This is a genomic window from Klebsiella sp. WOUb02 (assembly GCF_050058015.1).
In the GTDB taxonomy this organism is placed as follows: domain Bacteria; phylum Pseudomonadota; class Gammaproteobacteria; order Enterobacterales; family Enterobacteriaceae; genus Klebsiella.
Map to the genome: position 1 here is coordinate 21,417 of NZ_CP170109.1, position 16,600 is coordinate 38,016.

General features: G+C 56.6%; 20 protein-coding genes. 14 read left to right on the forward strand and 6 right to left on the reverse strand.

Features of this window, described 5'->3' with window-relative positions:
• The first annotated feature begins 110 nt into the window (after positions 1-110).
• The 14 genes from ABOC21_RS06490 to ABOC21_RS06555 all read left to right on the forward strand — a co-directional run bounded on the left by ABOC21_RS06490 (position 111) and on the right by ABOC21_RS06555 (position 11,776).
• On the forward strand, positions 111-812 hold the full coding sequence (locus ABOC21_RS06490) for a fimbrial biogenesis chaperone (RefSeq protein ID WP_426812659.1): 702 nt from the start codon (positions 111-113) through the stop codon (positions 810-812).
• An 11-nt stretch (positions 813-823) separates the two neighbouring features.
• Positions 824-3,310, forward strand: a complete 2,487-nt coding sequence (locus ABOC21_RS06495) for a fimbria/pilus outer membrane usher protein (protein ID WP_426812660.1) — start codon at positions 824-826, stop codon at positions 3,308-3,310.
• Entirely contained in the window at positions 3,301-4,296 is a 996-nt protein-coding gene (locus tag ABOC21_RS06500; RefSeq protein ID WP_426812661.1) for a fimbrial protein, read from the forward strand. Before ABOC21_RS06495 ends, ABOC21_RS06500 begins: the two co-directional genes overlap by 10 nt.
• A gap of 78 nt (positions 4,297-4,374) precedes the next feature.
• Entirely contained in the window at positions 4,375-4,962 is a 588-nt protein-coding gene (locus ABOC21_RS06505; RefSeq protein ID WP_426812668.1) for a fimbrial protein, read from the forward strand.
• 41 nt (positions 4,963-5,003) lie between these two features.
• Positions 5,004-5,237 carry a TraX family protein gene (locus tag ABOC21_RS06510; RefSeq protein WP_426812669.1) on the forward strand — a complete coding sequence of 78 codons (234 nt, stop codon included), beginning with the start codon at positions 5,004-5,006 and terminating at the stop codon, positions 5,235-5,237.
• 170 nt (positions 5,238-5,407) lie between these two features.
• Positions 5,408-6,004, forward strand: a complete 597-nt coding sequence (locus ABOC21_RS06515; protein WP_426812662.1) for a fertility inhibition protein FinO — start codon at positions 5,408-5,410, stop codon at positions 6,002-6,004.
• 13 nt (positions 6,005-6,017) lie between these two features.
• Entirely contained in the window at positions 6,018-6,377 is a 360-nt protein-coding gene (locus ABOC21_RS06520; RefSeq protein WP_426812663.1) for a DUF6404 family protein, read from the forward strand.
• 578 nt (positions 6,378-6,955) lie between these two features.
• Entirely contained in the window at positions 6,956-7,609 is a 654-nt protein-coding gene (locus ABOC21_RS06525) for a hypothetical protein (protein WP_426812664.1), read from the forward strand.
• A gap of 81 nt (positions 7,610-7,690) precedes the next feature.
• Complete coding sequence (locus ABOC21_RS06530; RefSeq protein ID WP_426812665.1) at positions 7,691-8,179, forward strand: phospholipase D family protein; 489 nt, start codon at positions 7,691-7,693, stop codon at positions 8,177-8,179.
• Positions 8,180-8,331: 152 nt separating this feature from the next.
• The gene (locus ABOC21_RS06535; RefSeq protein ID WP_426812627.1) at positions 8,332-8,586 is read left to right on the forward strand and encodes a replication regulatory protein RepA; all 255 of its coding nucleotides are present in this window, start codon (positions 8,332-8,334) and stop codon (positions 8,584-8,586) included.
• Positions 8,587-8,819: 233 nt separating this feature from the next.
• A complete protein-coding gene (tap, locus tag ABOC21_RS06540; protein WP_342122744.1) occupies positions 8,820-8,891 on the forward strand; it encodes a RepA leader peptide Tap in 72 nt (23 codons plus the stop codon).
• Positions 8,884-9,747: an incFII family plasmid replication initiator RepA gene (repA, locus tag ABOC21_RS06545; protein ID WP_426812628.1), complete on the forward strand. Its 864-nt coding sequence runs from the start codon at positions 8,884-8,886 to the stop codon at positions 9,745-9,747. The genes tap and repA overlap by 8 nt, the downstream gene beginning before the upstream one ends.
• Positions 9,748-10,725: 978 nt before the next feature.
• Positions 10,726-11,187: a ProQ/FINO family protein gene (locus ABOC21_RS06550; protein ID WP_426812629.1), complete on the forward strand. Its 462-nt coding sequence runs from the start codon at positions 10,726-10,728 to the stop codon at positions 11,185-11,187.
• Complete coding sequence (locus ABOC21_RS06555) at positions 11,174-11,776, forward strand: DUF2913 family protein (RefSeq protein ID WP_426812630.1); 603 nt, start codon at positions 11,174-11,176, stop codon at positions 11,774-11,776. Before ABOC21_RS06550 ends, ABOC21_RS06555 begins: the two co-directional genes overlap by 14 nt.
• 5 nt (positions 11,777-11,781) lie before the next feature.
• Here the strand turns inward: ABOC21_RS06555 and ABOC21_RS06560 are convergent, their stop codons facing one another.
• The 6 genes from ABOC21_RS06560 to ABOC21_RS06585 all read right to left on the reverse strand — a co-directional run bounded on the left by ABOC21_RS06560 (position 11,782) and on the right by ABOC21_RS06585 (position 16,462).
• On the reverse strand, positions 11,782-12,705 hold the full coding sequence (locus ABOC21_RS06560; protein WP_426812631.1) for an Rpn family recombination-promoting nuclease/putative transposase: 924 nt from the start codon (positions 12,703-12,705) through the stop codon (positions 11,782-11,784).
• Positions 12,706-12,895: 190 nt separating this feature from the next.
• Positions 12,896-13,246 carry a YfbU family protein gene (locus ABOC21_RS06565; RefSeq protein WP_426812632.1) on the reverse strand — a complete coding sequence of 117 codons (351 nt, stop codon included), beginning with the start codon at positions 13,244-13,246 and terminating at the stop codon, positions 12,896-12,898.
• Positions 13,206-13,451 carry a hypothetical protein gene (locus tag ABOC21_RS06570; protein WP_426812633.1) on the reverse strand — a complete coding sequence of 82 codons (246 nt, stop codon included), beginning with the start codon at positions 13,449-13,451 and terminating at the stop codon, positions 13,206-13,208. Before ABOC21_RS06570 ends, ABOC21_RS06565 begins: the two co-directional genes overlap by 41 nt.
• Before the next feature lie 647 nt (positions 13,452-14,098).
• On the reverse strand, positions 14,099-14,413 hold the full coding sequence (locus ABOC21_RS06575) for a TonB family protein (RefSeq protein WP_426812634.1): 315 nt from the start codon (positions 14,411-14,413) through the stop codon (positions 14,099-14,101).
• A 483-nt stretch (positions 14,414-14,896) separates the two neighbouring features.
• On the reverse strand, positions 14,897-16,111 hold the full coding sequence (locus tag ABOC21_RS06580) for an IS91 family transposase (protein ID WP_426812635.1): 1,215 nt from the start codon (positions 16,109-16,111) through the stop codon (positions 14,897-14,899).
• Between the two features lie 78 nt (positions 16,112-16,189).
• Positions 16,190-16,462 carry a hypothetical protein gene (locus tag ABOC21_RS06585; RefSeq protein ID WP_426812636.1) on the reverse strand — a complete coding sequence of 91 codons (273 nt, stop codon included), beginning with the start codon at positions 16,460-16,462 and terminating at the stop codon, positions 16,190-16,192.
• Positions 16,463-16,600: the final 138 nt, after the last annotated feature.

Here is a 16,600-nt window from a genome sequence, read left to right on the forward strand (position 1 = left end):
CCCCGGGGATTTACTCTCTTGCCGCCTTTATGCAATTCGAATTATTCAGGGTATACAACAATAATAAAACGGCCACTGCTGCCGCTTATTTTTTTTATTCTGAGGTCAGCATGAAACGTATTGCTCTTTTTTTCTGTTTCATTTTTAGTTTTGCGGTCCATGCCAATAATATTATTGTTAACGGTACCCGCTTTATTTATCCAGGAAATGAAAAAGAAATAACGGTGCAGCTCTCTAACACCGCCGACCGTCCGGCGCTGGCGCAAGCCTGGCTGGATAACGGTAATGCCGACGCGACGCCGGATACCATTACGACCCCCTTTATTATCACGCCGCCTATTTCCCGCGTTGATGCGAAAAGCGGTCAAACCCTGCGTATTAAGCTCGGCAGTAATGCAGGGCTGGCTAAAGATAAAGAGACGCTGTGGTGGCTGAACCTTCTGGAAATACCGCCGGTTGAGGCCAGCCAGAAAAACGAAGGGCAAAATATTCTGCAGCTGGCGATTCGTTCGCGCTTTAAGTTTATTTATCGCCCAGCCGGACTAGGCAATCGCGACGCTTCGGCAGAAAAACTGGCGCTCTCCGCTAACGGCAGCAGCCTGTCCGTCAGTAACCCGACGCCCTTTTATATCACCGTAAGCCGTATCTCCCGTAACGGCGGCAAAGCGCTCAACAGCAAAACGGTCATGTTTGCCCCACAGTCCAGCCAGACCATCGCCCTCTCTTCCGCAGTGAGCAAAGGTGAGATCCTGACCGTTAACAACATTAATGATTATGGCGCAGATGTCGCAGAGAAAGTTACCGTCAAATAAGGGAAACGATCATGAAGCAGAGGTCAATCTGCCCGGGAAGATTAAGCACGGCTATCGCGGTTGCGCTGTGCTGCTTTCCGCCATTTTCCAGCGGACAGGAAAACCCGGGAACGATCTATCAGTTTAACGATGGTTTTATCGTCGGCAGTCGCGAAAAGGTCGACCTGTCGCGTTTCTCGACCAGCGCGATTAGCGAAGGAGTCTACTCCCTTGATGTGTATACTAACGGCGAGTGGAAAGGGCGCTACGATCTGAAAATCACCGCCGGTAAAGATGGCAAAATGGGCGTCTGCTACACCAAAGCGATGCTGATGCAATATGGGATCTCGCCGGAAAAGTTTAACCCGCAGCTCAGCGCAAAAGAGGGCTTCTGCGGACGCCTGCAGGAGTGGCGCAACGAGGCCAACGTCAAAGACACGCTGATTCAGTCCTCCCTGAGACTGGATATTGCCGTACCGCAAATTTACGAAGATCAGCGCCTGAAAAATTTTGTCAGCCCGGAATTCTGGGATAAAGGCGTTGCGGCGCTGAATTTAGGCTGGATGGCCAACGCCTGGAACAGCCATATCTCCTCGGCCAACGGCTCCGATAACAGCAGCGCGTATCTTGGCGTTAACGCAGGCCTGTCGTGGGACGGCTGGCTGCTCAAGCATATCGGTAACCTGAACTGGCAGCAGCAGCAGGGGAAAGCGCACTGGAACAGCAACCAGACCTACCTGCAGCGGCCTATCCCGCAGATTAACTCGATAGTCAGCGGCGGGCAGATTTTTACCAACGGCGAGTTCTTTGACACCATCGGCCTGCGCGGGATAAATCTGGCGACCGATGACAATATGTTCCCGGACGGCATGCGCTCCTACGCCCCTGAAATTCGCGGCGTGGCGCAAAGCAACGCTCTGGTGACGGTGCGCCAGGGCAGCAATATTATCTATCAGACCACGGTGCCGCCGGGGCCATTTACCCTGCAGGATGTGTATCCTTCCGGCTACGGTAGCGACCTTGAAGTGTCGGTTAAAGAGGCCGATGGCTCGGTCGAGGTATTCAGCGTGCCTTACGCCTCGGTGGCGCAGCTGCTGCGTCCGGGGATGACTCGCTATGCGCTCTCTGCCGGTAAAGTCGACGATAGTTCGCTGCGTAATAAACCGATGCTCTACCAGGGAACCTGGCAGCACGGTATCAATAACCTGTTCACCGGCTATACCGGCGTCACCGGATTTGATGACTATCAGGCGTTCCTGCTGGGGACCGGGATGAATACCGGCATCGGCGCGCTGTCATTCGACGTCACCCATTCGCGGCTGAAGAGCGATACCCTCGACGAGCACGGCCAGAGCTATCGCGCCACCTTTAACCGCATGTTTACCGAAACCCAGACCAGCATCGTGCTGGCGGCGTATCGCTACTCCACCAAAGGTTACTACAACCTGAACGACGCTCTGTACGCTGTCGATCAGGAGAAGAACTACAGCAGTAACTACACCGTATGGCGGCAGAAAAACGGGATGACGTTTACCGTCAACCAGAACCTGCCGGACGGCTGGGGCGGCTTTTACCTGAGCGGTCGGGTAGCGGATTACTGGAACCGTTCGGGGACGGAAAAGCAGTATCAGTTTAGTTACAACAACATGTACGGTCGGATCTCGTGGTCGGTCAGCGCCCAGCGCGTCTATACCCCGGATAGCTCTGGCCACCGCCGCGACGATCGCGTTTCTCTCAACTTTAGCTACCCGCTGTGGTTCGGTGAAAACCGCACTGCTAACCTGACGTCGAATACCTCGTTTAATAATTCGCGTTTCGCCAGCTCGCAGATTGGCGTCAACGGTTCGCTGGATAGCGAAAACAACCTCAACTACGGCGTGTCGACGACCACCTCCACTGGCGGCCAGCACGATGTGGCGCTGAACGGCAGCTACCGTACCCCATGGACGACGCTGAACGGCAGCTATAGCCAGGGCGAAGGCTATCGCCAGAGCGGCGTGGGCGCCAGCGGGACGCTAATCGCGCATCAGCACGGCGTCGTATTCTCGCCGGAAAGCGGCACCACCATGGCGCTGATCGAAGCGAAAGACGCCGCGGGCGCGATGTTGCCTGGTTCGCCGGGGACCCGTATCGACAGCAACGGCTACGCCATTCTGCCGTATCTGCGGCCTTACCGGATTAACGCCGTTGAGATTGACCCGAAAGGCAGCAACGATGATGTCGCCTTCGGCAGTACCGTGGCGCAGGTTGTGCCGTGGGAAGGCAGCGTGGTCAAGGTCTCCTTCGATACCACGCTGCAGAGCAACGTCACTCTGCAGGCGCGTCAGGCAAACGGGCTGCCGCTACCGTTCGCCGCCACGATTTACAACCCCTCCGGGAAAGAGATCGGCGTGGTGGGCCAGGGCAGCATGATGTTTATCAGCGACGCCAGCGCGCCGAAGGCCAGGGTTAAGTGGAGCGGTGGACAGTGCTCGGTGGAATTAAGTCAGGAAAAAACAAAGGAAACGCTATGTCGCTAATGAAACAACTGACGCTTTTTATTGGCTTAATGGCGATGGGGGCCACGTCGGCATGGGCGTACTGTACGCGCCTGTCGCAGCCGACGGTTAGCCTCGACATGGTTGTGGGTCGGGTGGTGGTTCCGCCGGATCTGCCGGTAGGAGCGGTGATCGTGTCCCGCGACTGGACCATGTCGGCACCGGGCGGGGCCAGCTATAGCTGCAGCAGCGGCACTAACCGCTTTGTGGCCAAAATCGTCGTCCCCGGGGCGACCGATCTGGGCAATAAAATTTATTCCACCAACGTGCCCGGGATCGGCCTGCGGTTCAGCCGCGGCGGGGCGACGGTCAATATTATCTACCCTGACACGTTCTCCAGCTACGTCAGCCGGACCACGAATTACTCGCTGGAAGGCTCCCGCTTTACGCTGGAGGTGATTAAAACCGCGAGCGTGACCGGCAGCGGAACCCTGGCGGCAGGTAAGTACACCTCTTACGACTGGGAGAACGGCAATAACCCGATCCTCGAAACCCGCCTGAGCGCCAACGCTATCACCGTGGTATCGCCCTCATGTACCATCCTGAGCGGCAAAAATATGAACGTCGATGTCGGTACCATCAAGCGCAGCGATCTCAACGGCGTCGGCACCACCGCGGGCGGGAAGGATTTTAATATTGAGCTGCAGTGCAGCGGCGGGTTAAGCGAGTCGGGATACGCCAATATCCAGACCTCTTTCTCCGGCACGCTGGCCACCGGCACCACGGTGAGCCGGGGCGCGCTGCTGAACGAAAAATCCGGCTCCTCGCTGGCGAAAGGGATTGGTATCCAGGTCCTGAAAGAGAGCGTACCGCTGGAATTCAACAAGAAATACAGCGTCGGTACGCTGCGCACGCAAGAAACCCGATACATCACCCTGCCTCTGCATGCGCGTTTCTATCAATATGCGCCGACCACCAGTACCGGTGAGGTGGAGTCGCACATGATCTTTAACCTGACGTACGATTAATTCGGGAGGCGGGTATGCGTGATTCAGCACAATATAAAAATAGCAAACGACTCATTCAGTCTGGCTCTGATCAGCGGGATGCTGATGGCCTCCCCGGCGTCGGGTTTTGAGACCAACTACGATCGGGGGCGGGTGGATTTTGCCGGACGGGTGACGGATATCTCCTGTAGCGTGGCGCTGAACGGCGGCAACAACGCGGGGAGCGGCAGCGTCTGGCTGGCGCCGGTCAGCCTGGCCGAAGTACACGATCGCGGCGCCGGGGCATTTATGAAGCCGCAGCCTTTTACGCTGGAACTCTCGAACTGCCAGCTGCGTCACGACGGCGGCGCGGCGGATAAAGACGAGATCCGCCTGGTTAACGTGCGCTGGGTTGACGGATTTACGGTCAATGCGGTCAGCAATGAAGATGCTGGTTATCTGAGGAATACGCGGGCGGACGGCGCCAGCCATATTTTCCTCGCGCTGTCGACTAATGACAATAATACGCTGGATAAAAGTAATAAAATTGTTCCCGCCGACCCCTTGCAAAACCGGGTGCCGCTGGTAGAAAAAGCGGTGGATGGCGGCGTATTTACCTATTACATTGGCTACGTTACGCCAGCGCCGGAAAAAGCAACCAGCGGTCCGTTGACCAGCTGGGCGACCTGGGAACTTGTTTATAATTAAATCCGGTAAACCCCCGGCTTTGCCCTGTCTCTTATACACAAATCCTCTGGCAACATTTCTCACAGCTGAACAGCCTGTGGTGGTGGGCGGTAATGGTGCTGCTGATGAATCCCGGGGATGCGCTGCAGTCCGTGGGCGGACTGGCCATCGCGGTGCTGGCGCTGGCGGTGTGTACGGAGTCCGGAAAGACGCTTAAGCGTTTCTGGCCGCGTCACTTCTTTGCGGCGTTCTGTGCAGTGCATCTGGCGCTGCTGGGGGGGCTGGCGACGCTGTGATAAAAAAAAGGCCCGGCCAGAGACCGGGACACCAAAACGGAACAATGCTAAGAGCTTTTAATTGTTCTGGAGAACGGATTTATCATTCACTGGCGCGGTAGAATGAAGCGATAAAGCCGCTCGCGTATTATACACTTACCGAAACCGAATAAAAATTGAACTGTATCGCTATGTCAGAAGAAAAACGCCCTGTTCTGAGCCTGAAACGCAAACCGGCAGCGGATACCCCCGCAGCATCGCCGGAGTCTGACGCCGCGCGCGTGGTGCACCGCAAAAAGGTCATCACGGTGACCACGCCGCCGGCATGGAAGGTGAAAAAAGCGCAGCTGGCGAAGGCTAAGGCCGCTGCCCTGCCGGCCACGCCGGCACCGGTCGCCGCAGAGACGGTGAAAGCGCCGCCCCCGGTGCGCTACCTGACACTGTTACCCGCAGAGCAGGCCATCACCACCCTGAAAGCGTTCTGGCCGCAGCTGTTTGAGGGCGACAGGCCGCATCTGCTGGCGACGGGAACGCGGGAGGCGCTGTTTGCGGATATCGAACATCAGGCTCTGCCGCTGTCGCACAAGCTGGTCCTTATCTGCCTGAAGAGTCTCACCCGCGCGGATGTGTATCTGTCGCGGATGCGGACCGGGGCGGTGCGGGTGGATATCCACGGCAAGGTGGTCGCCACGGTCACGGCGGAGGAAGAAGCCTATGCCCGGGGGCGGATGGCGAAGCAGGCGCAGCGGCAGGCCCGGATGGCAGGCGCGCACGAACACACCGTTTAACAGGGAGGAAACAATGACGTCTGAGCAGTTTGAGCGAAGAAAACAAAAAGCCATTGCGCTGATGGACAGCCGGAAAATGTGGCGCAGCAACAGTATGCCCCCTCTGCTGCATGGTCTGTGGAAGCTGGGCCTGAAGATACCCCCGCTGCCGTTTTTGTCGTTCCGGCAGATGCTGGTGTGGATGACGATACTGTTCGGCGCGCTGTGGGGGCCGGTGATGTATTTCGGTACATGGCGGGCGCAGGGGATGCCGCCACTGGTTGCCTGTGGTCTCAGTCTCTGTGCTGGTCTGTTGTTTGGTTTCTTTATGGCGCTGTTTCACCTGTGGCGAAAAAAGGTCAACAACCTTCCTGACTGGAACGTGCTGGACTGAGGGGGCGCCCTTCCGGTCCCTGATTGTTTTGTTTCGTCGCTGAAATAACCCCGGCTGTCCGCTGATGTCGCTCATGACCGCAGCAGGCCGGGTCTCTTCGCATTACCCCACTCACGGTTAAACAAGGAACATCATGAAGCTGACACGCGCTTTGTGCATTGCTGCGTCTGTTATGACTCCCTGCTGGCGGCAAATACCGGGCTGCAGGTCCGGAAAACTCAGGGGCGGAGGCGTACCTCCGCTATCACCACGCCCTGTTTGCCGGCGGGTTAACGGAAGGCCGGCTGACGGACGCGGCGGTGGAAAAAGCGTCCGGGAAACTTCAGTTCACGCCTGCCGGCATCGGAGATATCAACGCCACGCTCACGGACATTAACGACATTGCCACCGCAACGGGCTTCACCGGTACCCGGGCATCACATTATGCCGGTCAGCGGAGCCGTCACAGAGAACACCACGGTGTTTGCCGGCATGACTGAGGCCGGACCGCTGCAGAAGGCCATTGATAAGGCCCGTCATCCATAGGCTATAAATTATACACCCGCTTAACATCTGCCTTACATAAAAAGGGATTCACCATGCTTCATTACTTCCTGTTGCGTCCGGCACAACAGCTTTTTTGTGGGGTGTACGGTCTGACACTGGCTATTTTTCTGGCTGCGCTGCTCTCGCTGTTCGGTAGCTTCTCCGTGCTGCTGTTCTTCTCCATGTTCATGCTGTCTGTCGCCCTGTTCTGGGGTGGTCTGGCTCTGTATGCGCGGCACACCGACCGGGTGAGGAGCATGATGGTGTCACCTGCTGTCGCTTTGCGCAGCGGCACGACGGTGGTGCTCACTCTTCCGCGTCATGAGAAAGCCCGGTACGAATGGATGGTGCTGCAGGATGATGCGGTGTTTATTCAACAGACAGCGGACCTGCTGCGGCTGATAGCGCACCTAATCAGGCGGGGCGTGCTGTCTGCACCTGCGGTCATTCTGGCGCTCGTGGCCTGTCTCGTCTGGTGGTTGCCGGAAGAAGGTGCGCAGGTAGTGACGCAACTGCGCAATGCCGAGCCGGAATACCTTGTGTACATGGCCGGAGGTCTGCTGAAGTTTGCGCTGGTTGTCTCCGCTCTGGCATGGCTGATGACTGAAATCATCGCAGACACCTTTTTGCCCAATTCTTTCAGGCGCGCCCTGCTCGCGAGGGCGATGGAAGCACATAAGGGTATTGTGATGAGGTCACGCCGGTGAATATACGGGATGTATGTTCGCCGGGGTCAGCGTATCCCGGCTCAGTCAATGCCGGCTGGCTGCTGTTGCCTGTCCTGACGGTTGTGGCCCTGCGCCGGCTGTGGCGCCCCTTCCGCTGAAGCCGGTTTTTCACCGGAGGGCAGCGGCCTGACGCTGGTCCTCGGCACTGTCGGCAGCGCGCAGCACAGTATCCGCCTGATGGGGTACTCCTTCACCTCCCCGGAGGTGGTCCGGGCGCTGGTACAGGCGCACCGGCGCGGCGTCGACGTGAAAGTGGTGCTGGATGACAAGGGCAACCGCAACAGAAGCGGTCAGGCGGCGATGAACACGCTGGTGAATGCCGGTATCCCGGTGAGAACCAACAGCCGTTACGCCATCCTGCACGACAAGGTGATGATTGTGGACGGTCGGACGGTGGAGACCGGGAGCATGAATTTCACCCGTTCCGGGGCGACCCGCAACTCAGAGAACGTGCTGGTTATCCGCGACATGCCGGCGCTGGCGCAGCAGTATCTGGCGCACTGGCAGTCACGATGGGACAGCGGCACCGCGTGGTCATCCGCGTACTGAGGTGACGCTGTTCAGTTATCCCCTCTTCTCCTTTTCAGTGTGAGCCCTGCGCCAACAGGGTTCACACTTCCGGTTAAAGTTAAGTCGCTGATTTGTGGAATCTGTAGTATGCTCTGCGAAACGATCCTTGTCTGAACCATGAGGAGGCAGAGATGTCGCAGATCGTAAATGCAAAAACTTCCTCATCTAAACGAGCATACAGAAAGGGAAATCCGCTCTCTGGTGCAGAAAAACAGAGAAGATCTGTTTTGCGGAAAAAAGAGACACATACTGCAATCAATGTCTTTATCCAGAACGAGCTAAAGAGTGTACTTCTGCAGCTCTGTGAGGATTCAGGTTTGACTCAGACAGAAATGATTGAGCGATGGATTTTAAAAGAGAAAGCTATGAAAACTAACGTTACCTAAGTGTAACTAAGTTACTTTCTTGATTCTTCCCCATGCTGATGCTAGATTACTGAACGACTGAAGAATTTCTGGCGGGCCACGCCGTAAGGTGGCAGGGAACTGAGGCGGTTAAATCATCCGGCTTCAGAAAAGCAAAAACCCCGATAATCTTTCTATGTTTGGCGACTGAGAAGATTAACGGGGCCTACTTAAACTGTACAGAAGCTGTTGCTCTGTACGGGGAGTATAGTGACATGCTCAGAAAACTGCAATACCTTCTGTGCTCGCTCCTTCTGCGCAACATAAGCGCAGGATGGTGTGACTGACCCGCAGACCCCGTTCACTCACTACCGGCAGGTGCGTAACCCGCATCCGGCGTTCGCGCCGGGCGAGGACAAAAAGACCCTGCCGTTCTGTCGCAGGCTGATGGAAAAAGCCGCCGGCTTCACCTCCCGTTTCGCGTTCCCGATGCACGTGGCGTTCATGCGCTCGCTGGGTAAACGCCACCGGCTGCCGCCGGTGCTGCGCCGCCGGGCGATTGACGCGCTGCTGCAGGGGATGTGCTTCCATTACGATCCGCTGGCCAACCGCGTGCAGCGTTCGGTGACCAACCTCGCCATTGAGTGCGGGCTGGCCACGGAGTCGCAGCGCGGCAACCTGTCGGTGACCCGGGCGACCCGGGCGCTGAAGTTTATGGCGGAGCTGGGGCTCATCACCTATGACACCGAGTATGATCCGCAGACCGGCTGCAATATCCCGACCGACATCACCTTCACCCCGGCGCTGTTTTCGGCGCTGGACGTGTCTGACGTGGCGGTGGCGGCGGCAAGACGCAGCCGGGTGGAGTGGGAGAACCGGCTGCGGGAGAAGCAGCAGCTGCCCCGGCTCGAAACGGATGAGCTGATAGCGAAGGCGTGGCGCTTTGTGCGCGAGCGTTTCCGGGCCTACCAGCGGGAGCGCAAAGCCCACGGCCAGCGGCGGGCCACCGCCCGCCGGGACGCAGAGCGCAGCCGCCGGGATATCGACACCCTCGTGAAGCGCCAGCTGACGCGGGACATCGCCGAAGGGCGGTTCACCGGCACGCTGGACGCCGTGAAGCGCGAGCAGGCGCGGCGGGTGAAGGAGCGCATGCTGCTGTCGCGCGGGAACAATTACACCCGGCTGGCGACCGTCCCGATATAACCTGCCCCCTGACATCATCCGGCTGACGCCGGAGGTTTTCGCACGTCCGTGGCCGGGCAACGCGCATTTTTCATCCGCATCACGGGCTCGGCCCCCCGGTTTTTCCCCTTTCCGCGCACATCACCGCCCCTGAACGGTCCCTTTCCGGCATCATTTTCCCGTCGCGGACGGTTATCCACGACTAAGTGCAAGGGAACTTTCCGTAAGGTTCAACCCGACCCGGTGATTAAGCGCCGGCCGTTCAGGTTTTAAGGTGCGTGGTTTCTTTTAAACCCCTGCTCAGAACCTCCTGTAAAAGACCTTTAATAACTTCATATAAAAATAAAACCTGTTCATCGCCTGCCCTGTGGACAGACGACAGAAAGGCCTGACCTGTGCAGCGGACTCCCGTCCGCGCGGTCAGAAAATCAAAAGTTCCTCCCGTCGCAAGCGACGGGCATAAGACCTCCGATGTACTTAGTTACAGCATTCGGATGAATCAGGCACAAAGCCGGCGCAGACCGGCACCCCGGTGCCCCTCCCCGCCACCGAACAGCGCCGCCTCCCCCGGCCCGCAGGGCCGGGAAAAGCATCGCTTTCAATGACGGATGTTGTAACTAGTGGTTTTGGGGTGGCTGTGAGAGGTGCTGCGGTCAGTTCCGGGGTACACGCCCGTAAGCGGCCCTGACGGCCCGCTAACGCGGAGATACGCCCCGGCGGCGGCGTTGCCTTGCCGGAGCCACTCCGGTGGCGCACAGCGGCTGCTGTGCGGTTTTAAGCGGGTCTGGCTGGTCAGGGCGAAGGGAGGTATCGGGGAAACCTTTCATCCCGGGCCGGCTGACGCCGGGCTGCGGCGGACTGACATCAGAGCCTGTCCTTAACTGAGCAGTGCCGCCTTTTATGCGCGGTTGCGCATCAAATAAAAGGGTTGAATTGTGTTGTATATCATCAGGATAGTGTATAATTAAGGCTACTGAATACATTCCGCATGAGGGCTGTATGCCGGAAAACATCTCTTCCGCTGACCCGGTGGTCACCGCGCCTGACACCGCAAAACCCGGGCTCAGCAAAAAGCAGCGCCGCACCGCCCGCTCCTGGGTTAATGTTGGCAAGGTGGCGACGGCATTCCCCCTGTTGTGGCCGGACGCCGGTGCCCGTCAGTTCCGGCCGGTGAAAACCGGTATTCATGCCGATGTCATCGCGTGGATTGCCGCGAATCCGCAGGCCGGGCTCTGCGAGGAGGAGTGGAAGCAGGCCATTCGCTTTCTGGTCAGCCGGCTGGAGTACCTGCGCACGGTGACAGCCGGCACCTCGCGGGTGGACCTCAGCGGCGAACCCGCCGGCACGGTCACCGCCTCCGAGGAGCAGCATGCCCGGCGCAACATCGCTGCCATCCGCGCCCGTTTTGCGAAAAAGCCCCGAAATTCTGAGAAGGACCCGTCCCGCCGTGACACAGACTGAACAGGCCGGTCATCTGGCATGGTGCGCCCTCGTCGCGCTGGGCATGGCCCGGCAGGACGGCACCCTGACCTCGCCGGCGCAGGAAAACCTGTTTCTCACCCGCTGGCTGGCCACCGCCCTGAAGCAGCGGCGCTTTTCCCGCGACGTCACCCCGGATATCGAATGGCTGCTGAAGCAGGGACGGCTGTACGGCGTGCGGGCGAACCTGCCCGGGAAGCTGGATTATTTCTGGCGCGCCTGCACCGGTGAACTCCGGGAGCAGAGTGACCTGTTCCGCCTGACGTATGCCGTCGAATCGTCAAGGGAAGCCGGCTGGGAGTACTGGCTGCTCAGCGACCGGGAGTGGTCAGGCCGTCATGCGGTGGTGCTGAGTGAGGCGGTGAATGCGGTGTATCTGCTGAAAACGAATCTGGACGCGGCATTTGACGGGAAAGGCAGGCAGACCGGGCCGGTGATGGCGCGCATCACCGGAAGAAGCGAAGGGATGGTGGAACTGCTGACCACGTTCGGCTGGCAGGCGGTGGCAGAAGGTGACGCCGTGTCGCGGCAGTACCGGCTGACCGCCGGGCAGGAAAAAGGTCAGGACTAAAACACTCAGTGGCGCAGCTGCGACAGGTCGTCCTCGGACAGGCCTGTCATTTTCATGACCGTGCTGCGGTCCAGACCGTTGTCCAGCATCGTGCGGGCCACGTCGAGTCGGGCTTCAAGTTTACCCTTTTCGATACCGCGCTGCTCGCCCAGCTGAATGCCCTTCTCGATGCCCTTCTGTTCCAGCTGCTGTGCAATTGTCATCAGTGTGTCCCCGTGCTGCGGCACCCGCTGTGCCAGTTGACGTACAAAGGCTTCGGCGTCGTCGGTCTCGCCGGCCTGTACCAGATAGTTTATCAGCGATATCAGCTGCTGTCCCGTGAGATGTCCGGTCAGCAGCACCGTGGCCAGCCGGTCGAGCAGGCCGGCCAGGTCACGCTGATGGATATGTTTCTGCAGCAACGTCAGCGCCGCCATGCTGCGGTGGGTCATGATGTCGTCGTCCGGAATGACGGTGACGTCAACCAGAGGAAAGGGCCCGGCATACAGCTGTCCGGCCAGCACCGGGTCATCAAACTCATCCAGCCAGCGGGTGGAGTACGGGTACGGGCTGCGCTTCCCGGTGTAGAACAGCACCGGAATGACCAGCGGCAGTTTTTTATGCCCCGCATCCAGATGGCGCTGCATCGCAGCCACAGCATAGCGCAGCAGGCGGAAGGCCATGTGTTTGTCCGGCGAACTCTGGTGCTCAATCAGGACGTGAATGTAGCCGTCGCCGGCGGTGGTCTTCAGGCTCCAGAGCACATCGCTGTAGTAGGCGCGGAGGCTCTCCTCGACAAAGCTGCCGGATTCGAGCTTCAGGGTGCTGAGGTCGCAGACGGCGCGCAGCTCTGCCGGGAGGTGAAGGGCGATGAAGTCCCGGGCGGTGTCGGGGTTTGTCAGGAAGGCCTTGAAGGCCGCATCATGCGGCACCGGGGTGGATTTTTTCATGCGCCTGTCTGGTCCATTCAGAAAAGACCAGCTTACCACACCGGCCGGCCTGATTCAGCGACAGTGCTTCGCGTTCTGCCTGCGAAATTCACACCTCGCCCGCGTGGAGGCATTACCCGTCCACCCATATGACCGGGCGTTGCACTTATTATCTGAATTCGCGCTCTTGCTAAAAATACATTTGCAATTCTTATGTTTTTGGATGTCTTCTGGCGTTCAAGATCCCTGCTATCTCATCGAGGTTTAAAGGACGATTGGGGTAGTTATCAAACCAAGGTTTAAAGACGGCATACATTCGCAAATAGCCAGCCATCGAAGGAATATGGGAATTGAAATCTCTACCATTAAAACGCTGGAAAAGATCCATTTTATTAACTAAGAACCGCGTAATACTCATTAACTTTGTTTCGTTGTTTCCATCGAATCCGGTAAATTTAACTTCTAGGCCAAATGGTGCCGCCTTCTCTACAAGCTGTCCTTTTTCATCCACCGACAGTTTATCAAAACCTTCCTCCAGGAACTCCCACCATATCCATAACATCGACAACCTGTGTAAGATCGGGGGGATCAACCACTTCTTCAAAGCCAAGAACATCAGAATATTTCCAGTCGATAGCCCACGTGTTACCAGATTCAAGTGCATCACTAATAAGTTTTGAGTTATAGCCAGTATTATTGAGCTTTAACGATGTATGTATTTCACAAACCATCGCTAATGTTAGCTTTTCAGCGTCTGATAACTTCATAACAATTTCCCTCGTAGTGACGAAATGTTAAGTACATTCTCTGGACCGATTGAGAAACTATCATTTACGGCGGATTCAAATCTTAAGTACAACGCTAAGTCGTCAGTCTAGCTTTGCAAAGACCACTAATTAAATCCGGTAACCCCCCGGATTTTTCGGGGGTTTACCGGATTTAATCATGGAGTGGGTCGGTGGCCACAACTGGCTCAGGCAACACCTGTAGGGTAGACTTGGACATGGCGTATCCTCTCTCTGTTGTTGAAATCCGGGAAGAAATCAATCAGCAGGATACGCCATCCTCTTCGAATCCCCATACACCACAAATGACCATAACCCGTTTGCTGCGATAAGTGCCAACTTTTCTTCATCTCACTGATGTGGTCGACTAAACAGGACACTAGGCTGTGTCCCTTAATCTCCCTTCATACCAAAAGATTCCGTAGGAATCTTTTCCGAAATGTGATTTCTGGTTGAGTATTGAGCGTTTTCGGACGTTCTTTAATAGCTTAAGAGCATTTTTTGGACAGCCATGCCAATGCTGAACTGTACAAAAAATAGTTACGGGACACTGAACCGCCCCGGTTTTCCGGGAGAGTGTTTTGTCTGTGAACTCAGGCTGCCAGATCACCGTTTACGATGGAAGCTTATTATCTGAATTCGCGGACTACTATTCTGAGGTTTTTTCCCGGTTTCCCTTTTTCATAGCGCCATTCATTAATTAAACTAATAACTTTTCGCTCAAACTCCGGAGTTGTTGTCGATTCAAGGATTTGTGTATTCTGAACTCTTCCGTCTACATCAACATCAAACTGTATCCGCAGCTTTCTGTTCTTATCGTGAGTGGTAATTGCTGTCGTTGCCGAAGAGACACTGCCAGATGATGTACTGTCACAAGCCTGTGTACCAGAGCAGACAACCAGAAGAAATGGCAGGATGAAAGTGAGTAGTCTGATAGATTTCATGAAGCGTCCGTGTCTTAAAATTAACCATATGGTTGCTACTACTGCTGTAAACCATGTCACACAAGCTAACAGCCAAATTTTCTTGGATAGAAACCGCCCAACATTATGAGGTCAGTTCACAGTAGGCGTTTTTTTCGTGCCCGCAGCTCGGCCGGATTTAGAGACTATCCCAGTAGGCGTAGATTGATGCAGCCAGTTTGGTCACGGACAGCGCGGAACAACCGGAGCGTACACGCAGTACATGAGGATTGTGAGCCACTGCCTGCGGCCAAAATGGAATACCATCGGAACCGCGAAGCGGTGACGCTCGCCCTGTAAGGGCGCTAATGTTCATGGTTAGGAATCTGGAAAAACGTTTTAAAAACTCACTGACCATGAACACAGGCTCCCGAAACGCAGTGATGGTATGTTGTCGGGGAAATCATGACAATAAAATACGGTTTTCGGTGTGTTTTTAACCGGAAACCCATTTTTCGGGCGCACTTATCGTGCGGCCTGTGTCAGAAGCCATCGTTTCCGGGCGATGTTATGCAGCCTTTCCGCCACTAATTCCGTGGCATGCCTGCCGGCCTGTGCGCTGACAAAGCGCAGCCGGTTGCCACAGAGGATGCATTGATACGGGTCCGTGCGCAGGAACCCTTTCAACAGCGAGGCGAAGCCGGGCTGTTCCGGTTTTTTCCGCGCTTCCGTCTGCAGGGCTTCATAGACTTTTGGCAGCAGCGAACCCCGTTTGCGGTTGGACAAAAAACCGTAGTAACGCACCATCTTAAAATGCTTTGCCGGCACGTGGCTGATATAGCGCCTGAGCATCTCTTCCTGGGTCAGCGACTGCTGGCGGTACTGCTGCGTGCGGTGGTCGTAGTAATGGTGTATCACTGCGCCGCCGCTGTAGTGCCTGAGCTTTGCCGCCGACACCGGCGGTCGCTTCAGGTAGCGGCCCAGGTATTTGACGCTCCGCCAGGCGCCCCGGGTCTTCTTCGCAAAATGCACCTTCCAGCGGCGCCCGTACTGCGCCTGCAGATAGCGCTGCCACTGCTTTTTGTCGCGGATATGCCCCAGCCCCGGCAGGCTGCCGGGATTTATCAGGTCATGGCTGTGGCGCAGCAGGCGGATGACGGCTCCGCGCCAGATTTCCTCGACGGCATGTTTCTTAAAGAAGAGGTCGCGCCAGACGCCATGCCTGATATCCAGCCCGCCGCGGGTGACGGAGAGGTGAATGTGCGGGTGCTGATTGAGCTGGCGGCCGTATGTATGCAGGGCGCAGAAGATCCCGACCTCCACGCCCTGTCTGCGGGCCCAGCGAAGCATGGCGCGGGTGGCGGCGCGGAAGAGTGCATTCAGTAATGGCCAGTTGTTGTTGAAAAAGGGCCAGAGGAGGTGGGGCATGGTAAAGGTAATGTGCTGCCAGTCGCAGTCGGGAAGGATATGACTCTGCCGGGCTACCCACTGCTCAGTGGCTTTGAAGCCGCAGGAGCTGCAGGCCTTTGATTTGCAGCTCTGGCAGAAAAAGCGGGAGTGGGTGCAGTCCGGTGATGCACAGCAGAAGCGGCGTACGCCCATGGTCGTGGTGCCGCAGGCGAGCATGCGTTCTACGCAGAGGCGGGTCCAGGGAGTGACGCGGTCACTGAATTTTCCGAGAAACGAATTCCAGCCGTCATCGACGGTGAAGAGCAATTTTGCGGGGCGTGGAATATACATGCTGCAGAGTATAAAACGGGGTTCAGGGCATGCAAAGCCCCGGAACCGCGAAGCGGTGACGCTCGCCCTGTAAGGGCGCTACTGTTCGCGTGCATCAAGCCGTTTTTCTACGATATGTTCCAGTTTATTTCTGAGAATACTTAGCGTGCCAATGATTGTCTCTTTAACCACGATCGACATTTCTGGTTCAGTAAAGCCCATGTGCAACTCCAGCAGAGCAACTGCTGCTTCAAGATTTTCACCGGCTTCAATCTCTGGAGTAGGATCTAATCTGAAGTCGCTTTCTAGCTCACGAAGGTCTGTAAGCGCTAAATCTCGGAAATTGGGTAACCCTTTAATTGCACGCGCCACTTTGCACGTATCCTCATAACTTCACATGATAGAGTAAATATAACATGTTTTCTCATGGGAGTGCTCGGTTAATAAGTAGCGAATAGCAGGTACCTTTATGGTCTATATCCCATTGAACTCACACCAAAAGTGGAATGG

Coding starts and splice junctions, on each gene's coding strand:
- ABOC21_RS06490 (WP_426812659.1), top strand. CDS start 111: ATGAAACGTATTGCTCTTTTTTTCTGTTTCATTTTTAGTTTTGCGGTC.
- ABOC21_RS06495 (WP_426812660.1), top strand. CDS start 824: ATGAAGCAGAGGTCAATCTGCCCGGGAAGATTAAGCACGGCTATCGCG.
- ABOC21_RS06500 (WP_426812661.1), top strand. CDS start 3,301: ATGTCGCTAATGAAACAACTGACGCTTTTTATTGGCTTAATGGCGATG.
- ABOC21_RS06505 (WP_426812668.1), top strand. CDS start 4,375: ATGCTGATGGCCTCCCCGGCGTCGGGTTTTGAGACCAACTACGATCGG.
- ABOC21_RS06515 (WP_426812662.1), top strand. CDS start 5,408: ATGTCAGAAGAAAAACGCCCTGTTCTGAGCCTGAAACGCAAACCGGCA.
- ABOC21_RS06520 (WP_426812663.1), top strand. CDS start 6,018: ATGACGTCTGAGCAGTTTGAGCGAAGAAAACAAAAAGCCATTGCGCTG.
- ABOC21_RS06525 (WP_426812664.1), top strand. CDS start 6,956: ATGCTTCATTACTTCCTGTTGCGTCCGGCACAACAGCTTTTTTGTGGG.
- ABOC21_RS06535 (WP_426812627.1), top strand. CDS start 8,332: ATGTCGCAGATCGTAAATGCAAAAACTTCCTCATCTAAACGAGCATAC.
- ABOC21_RS06550 (WP_426812629.1), top strand. CDS start 10,726: ATGCCGGAAAACATCTCTTCCGCTGACCCGGTGGTCACCGCGCCTGAC.
- ABOC21_RS06560 (WP_426812631.1), bottom strand. CDS start 12,705: ATGAAAAAATCCACCCCGGTGCCGCATGATGCGGCCTTCAAGGCCTTC.
- ABOC21_RS06565 (WP_426812632.1), bottom strand. CDS start 13,246: ATGTTATGGATATGGTGGGAGTTCCTGGAGGAAGGTTTTGATAAACTG.
- ABOC21_RS06570 (WP_426812633.1), bottom strand. CDS start 13,451: ATGAAGTTATCAGACGCTGAAAAGCTAACATTAGCGATGGTTTGTGAA.
- ABOC21_RS06575 (WP_426812634.1), bottom strand. CDS start 14,413: ATGAAATCTATCAGACTACTCACTTTCATCCTGCCATTTCTTCTGGTT.
- ABOC21_RS06580 (WP_426812635.1), bottom strand. CDS start 16,111: ATGTATATTCCACGCCCCGCAAAATTGCTCTTCACCGTCGATGACGGC.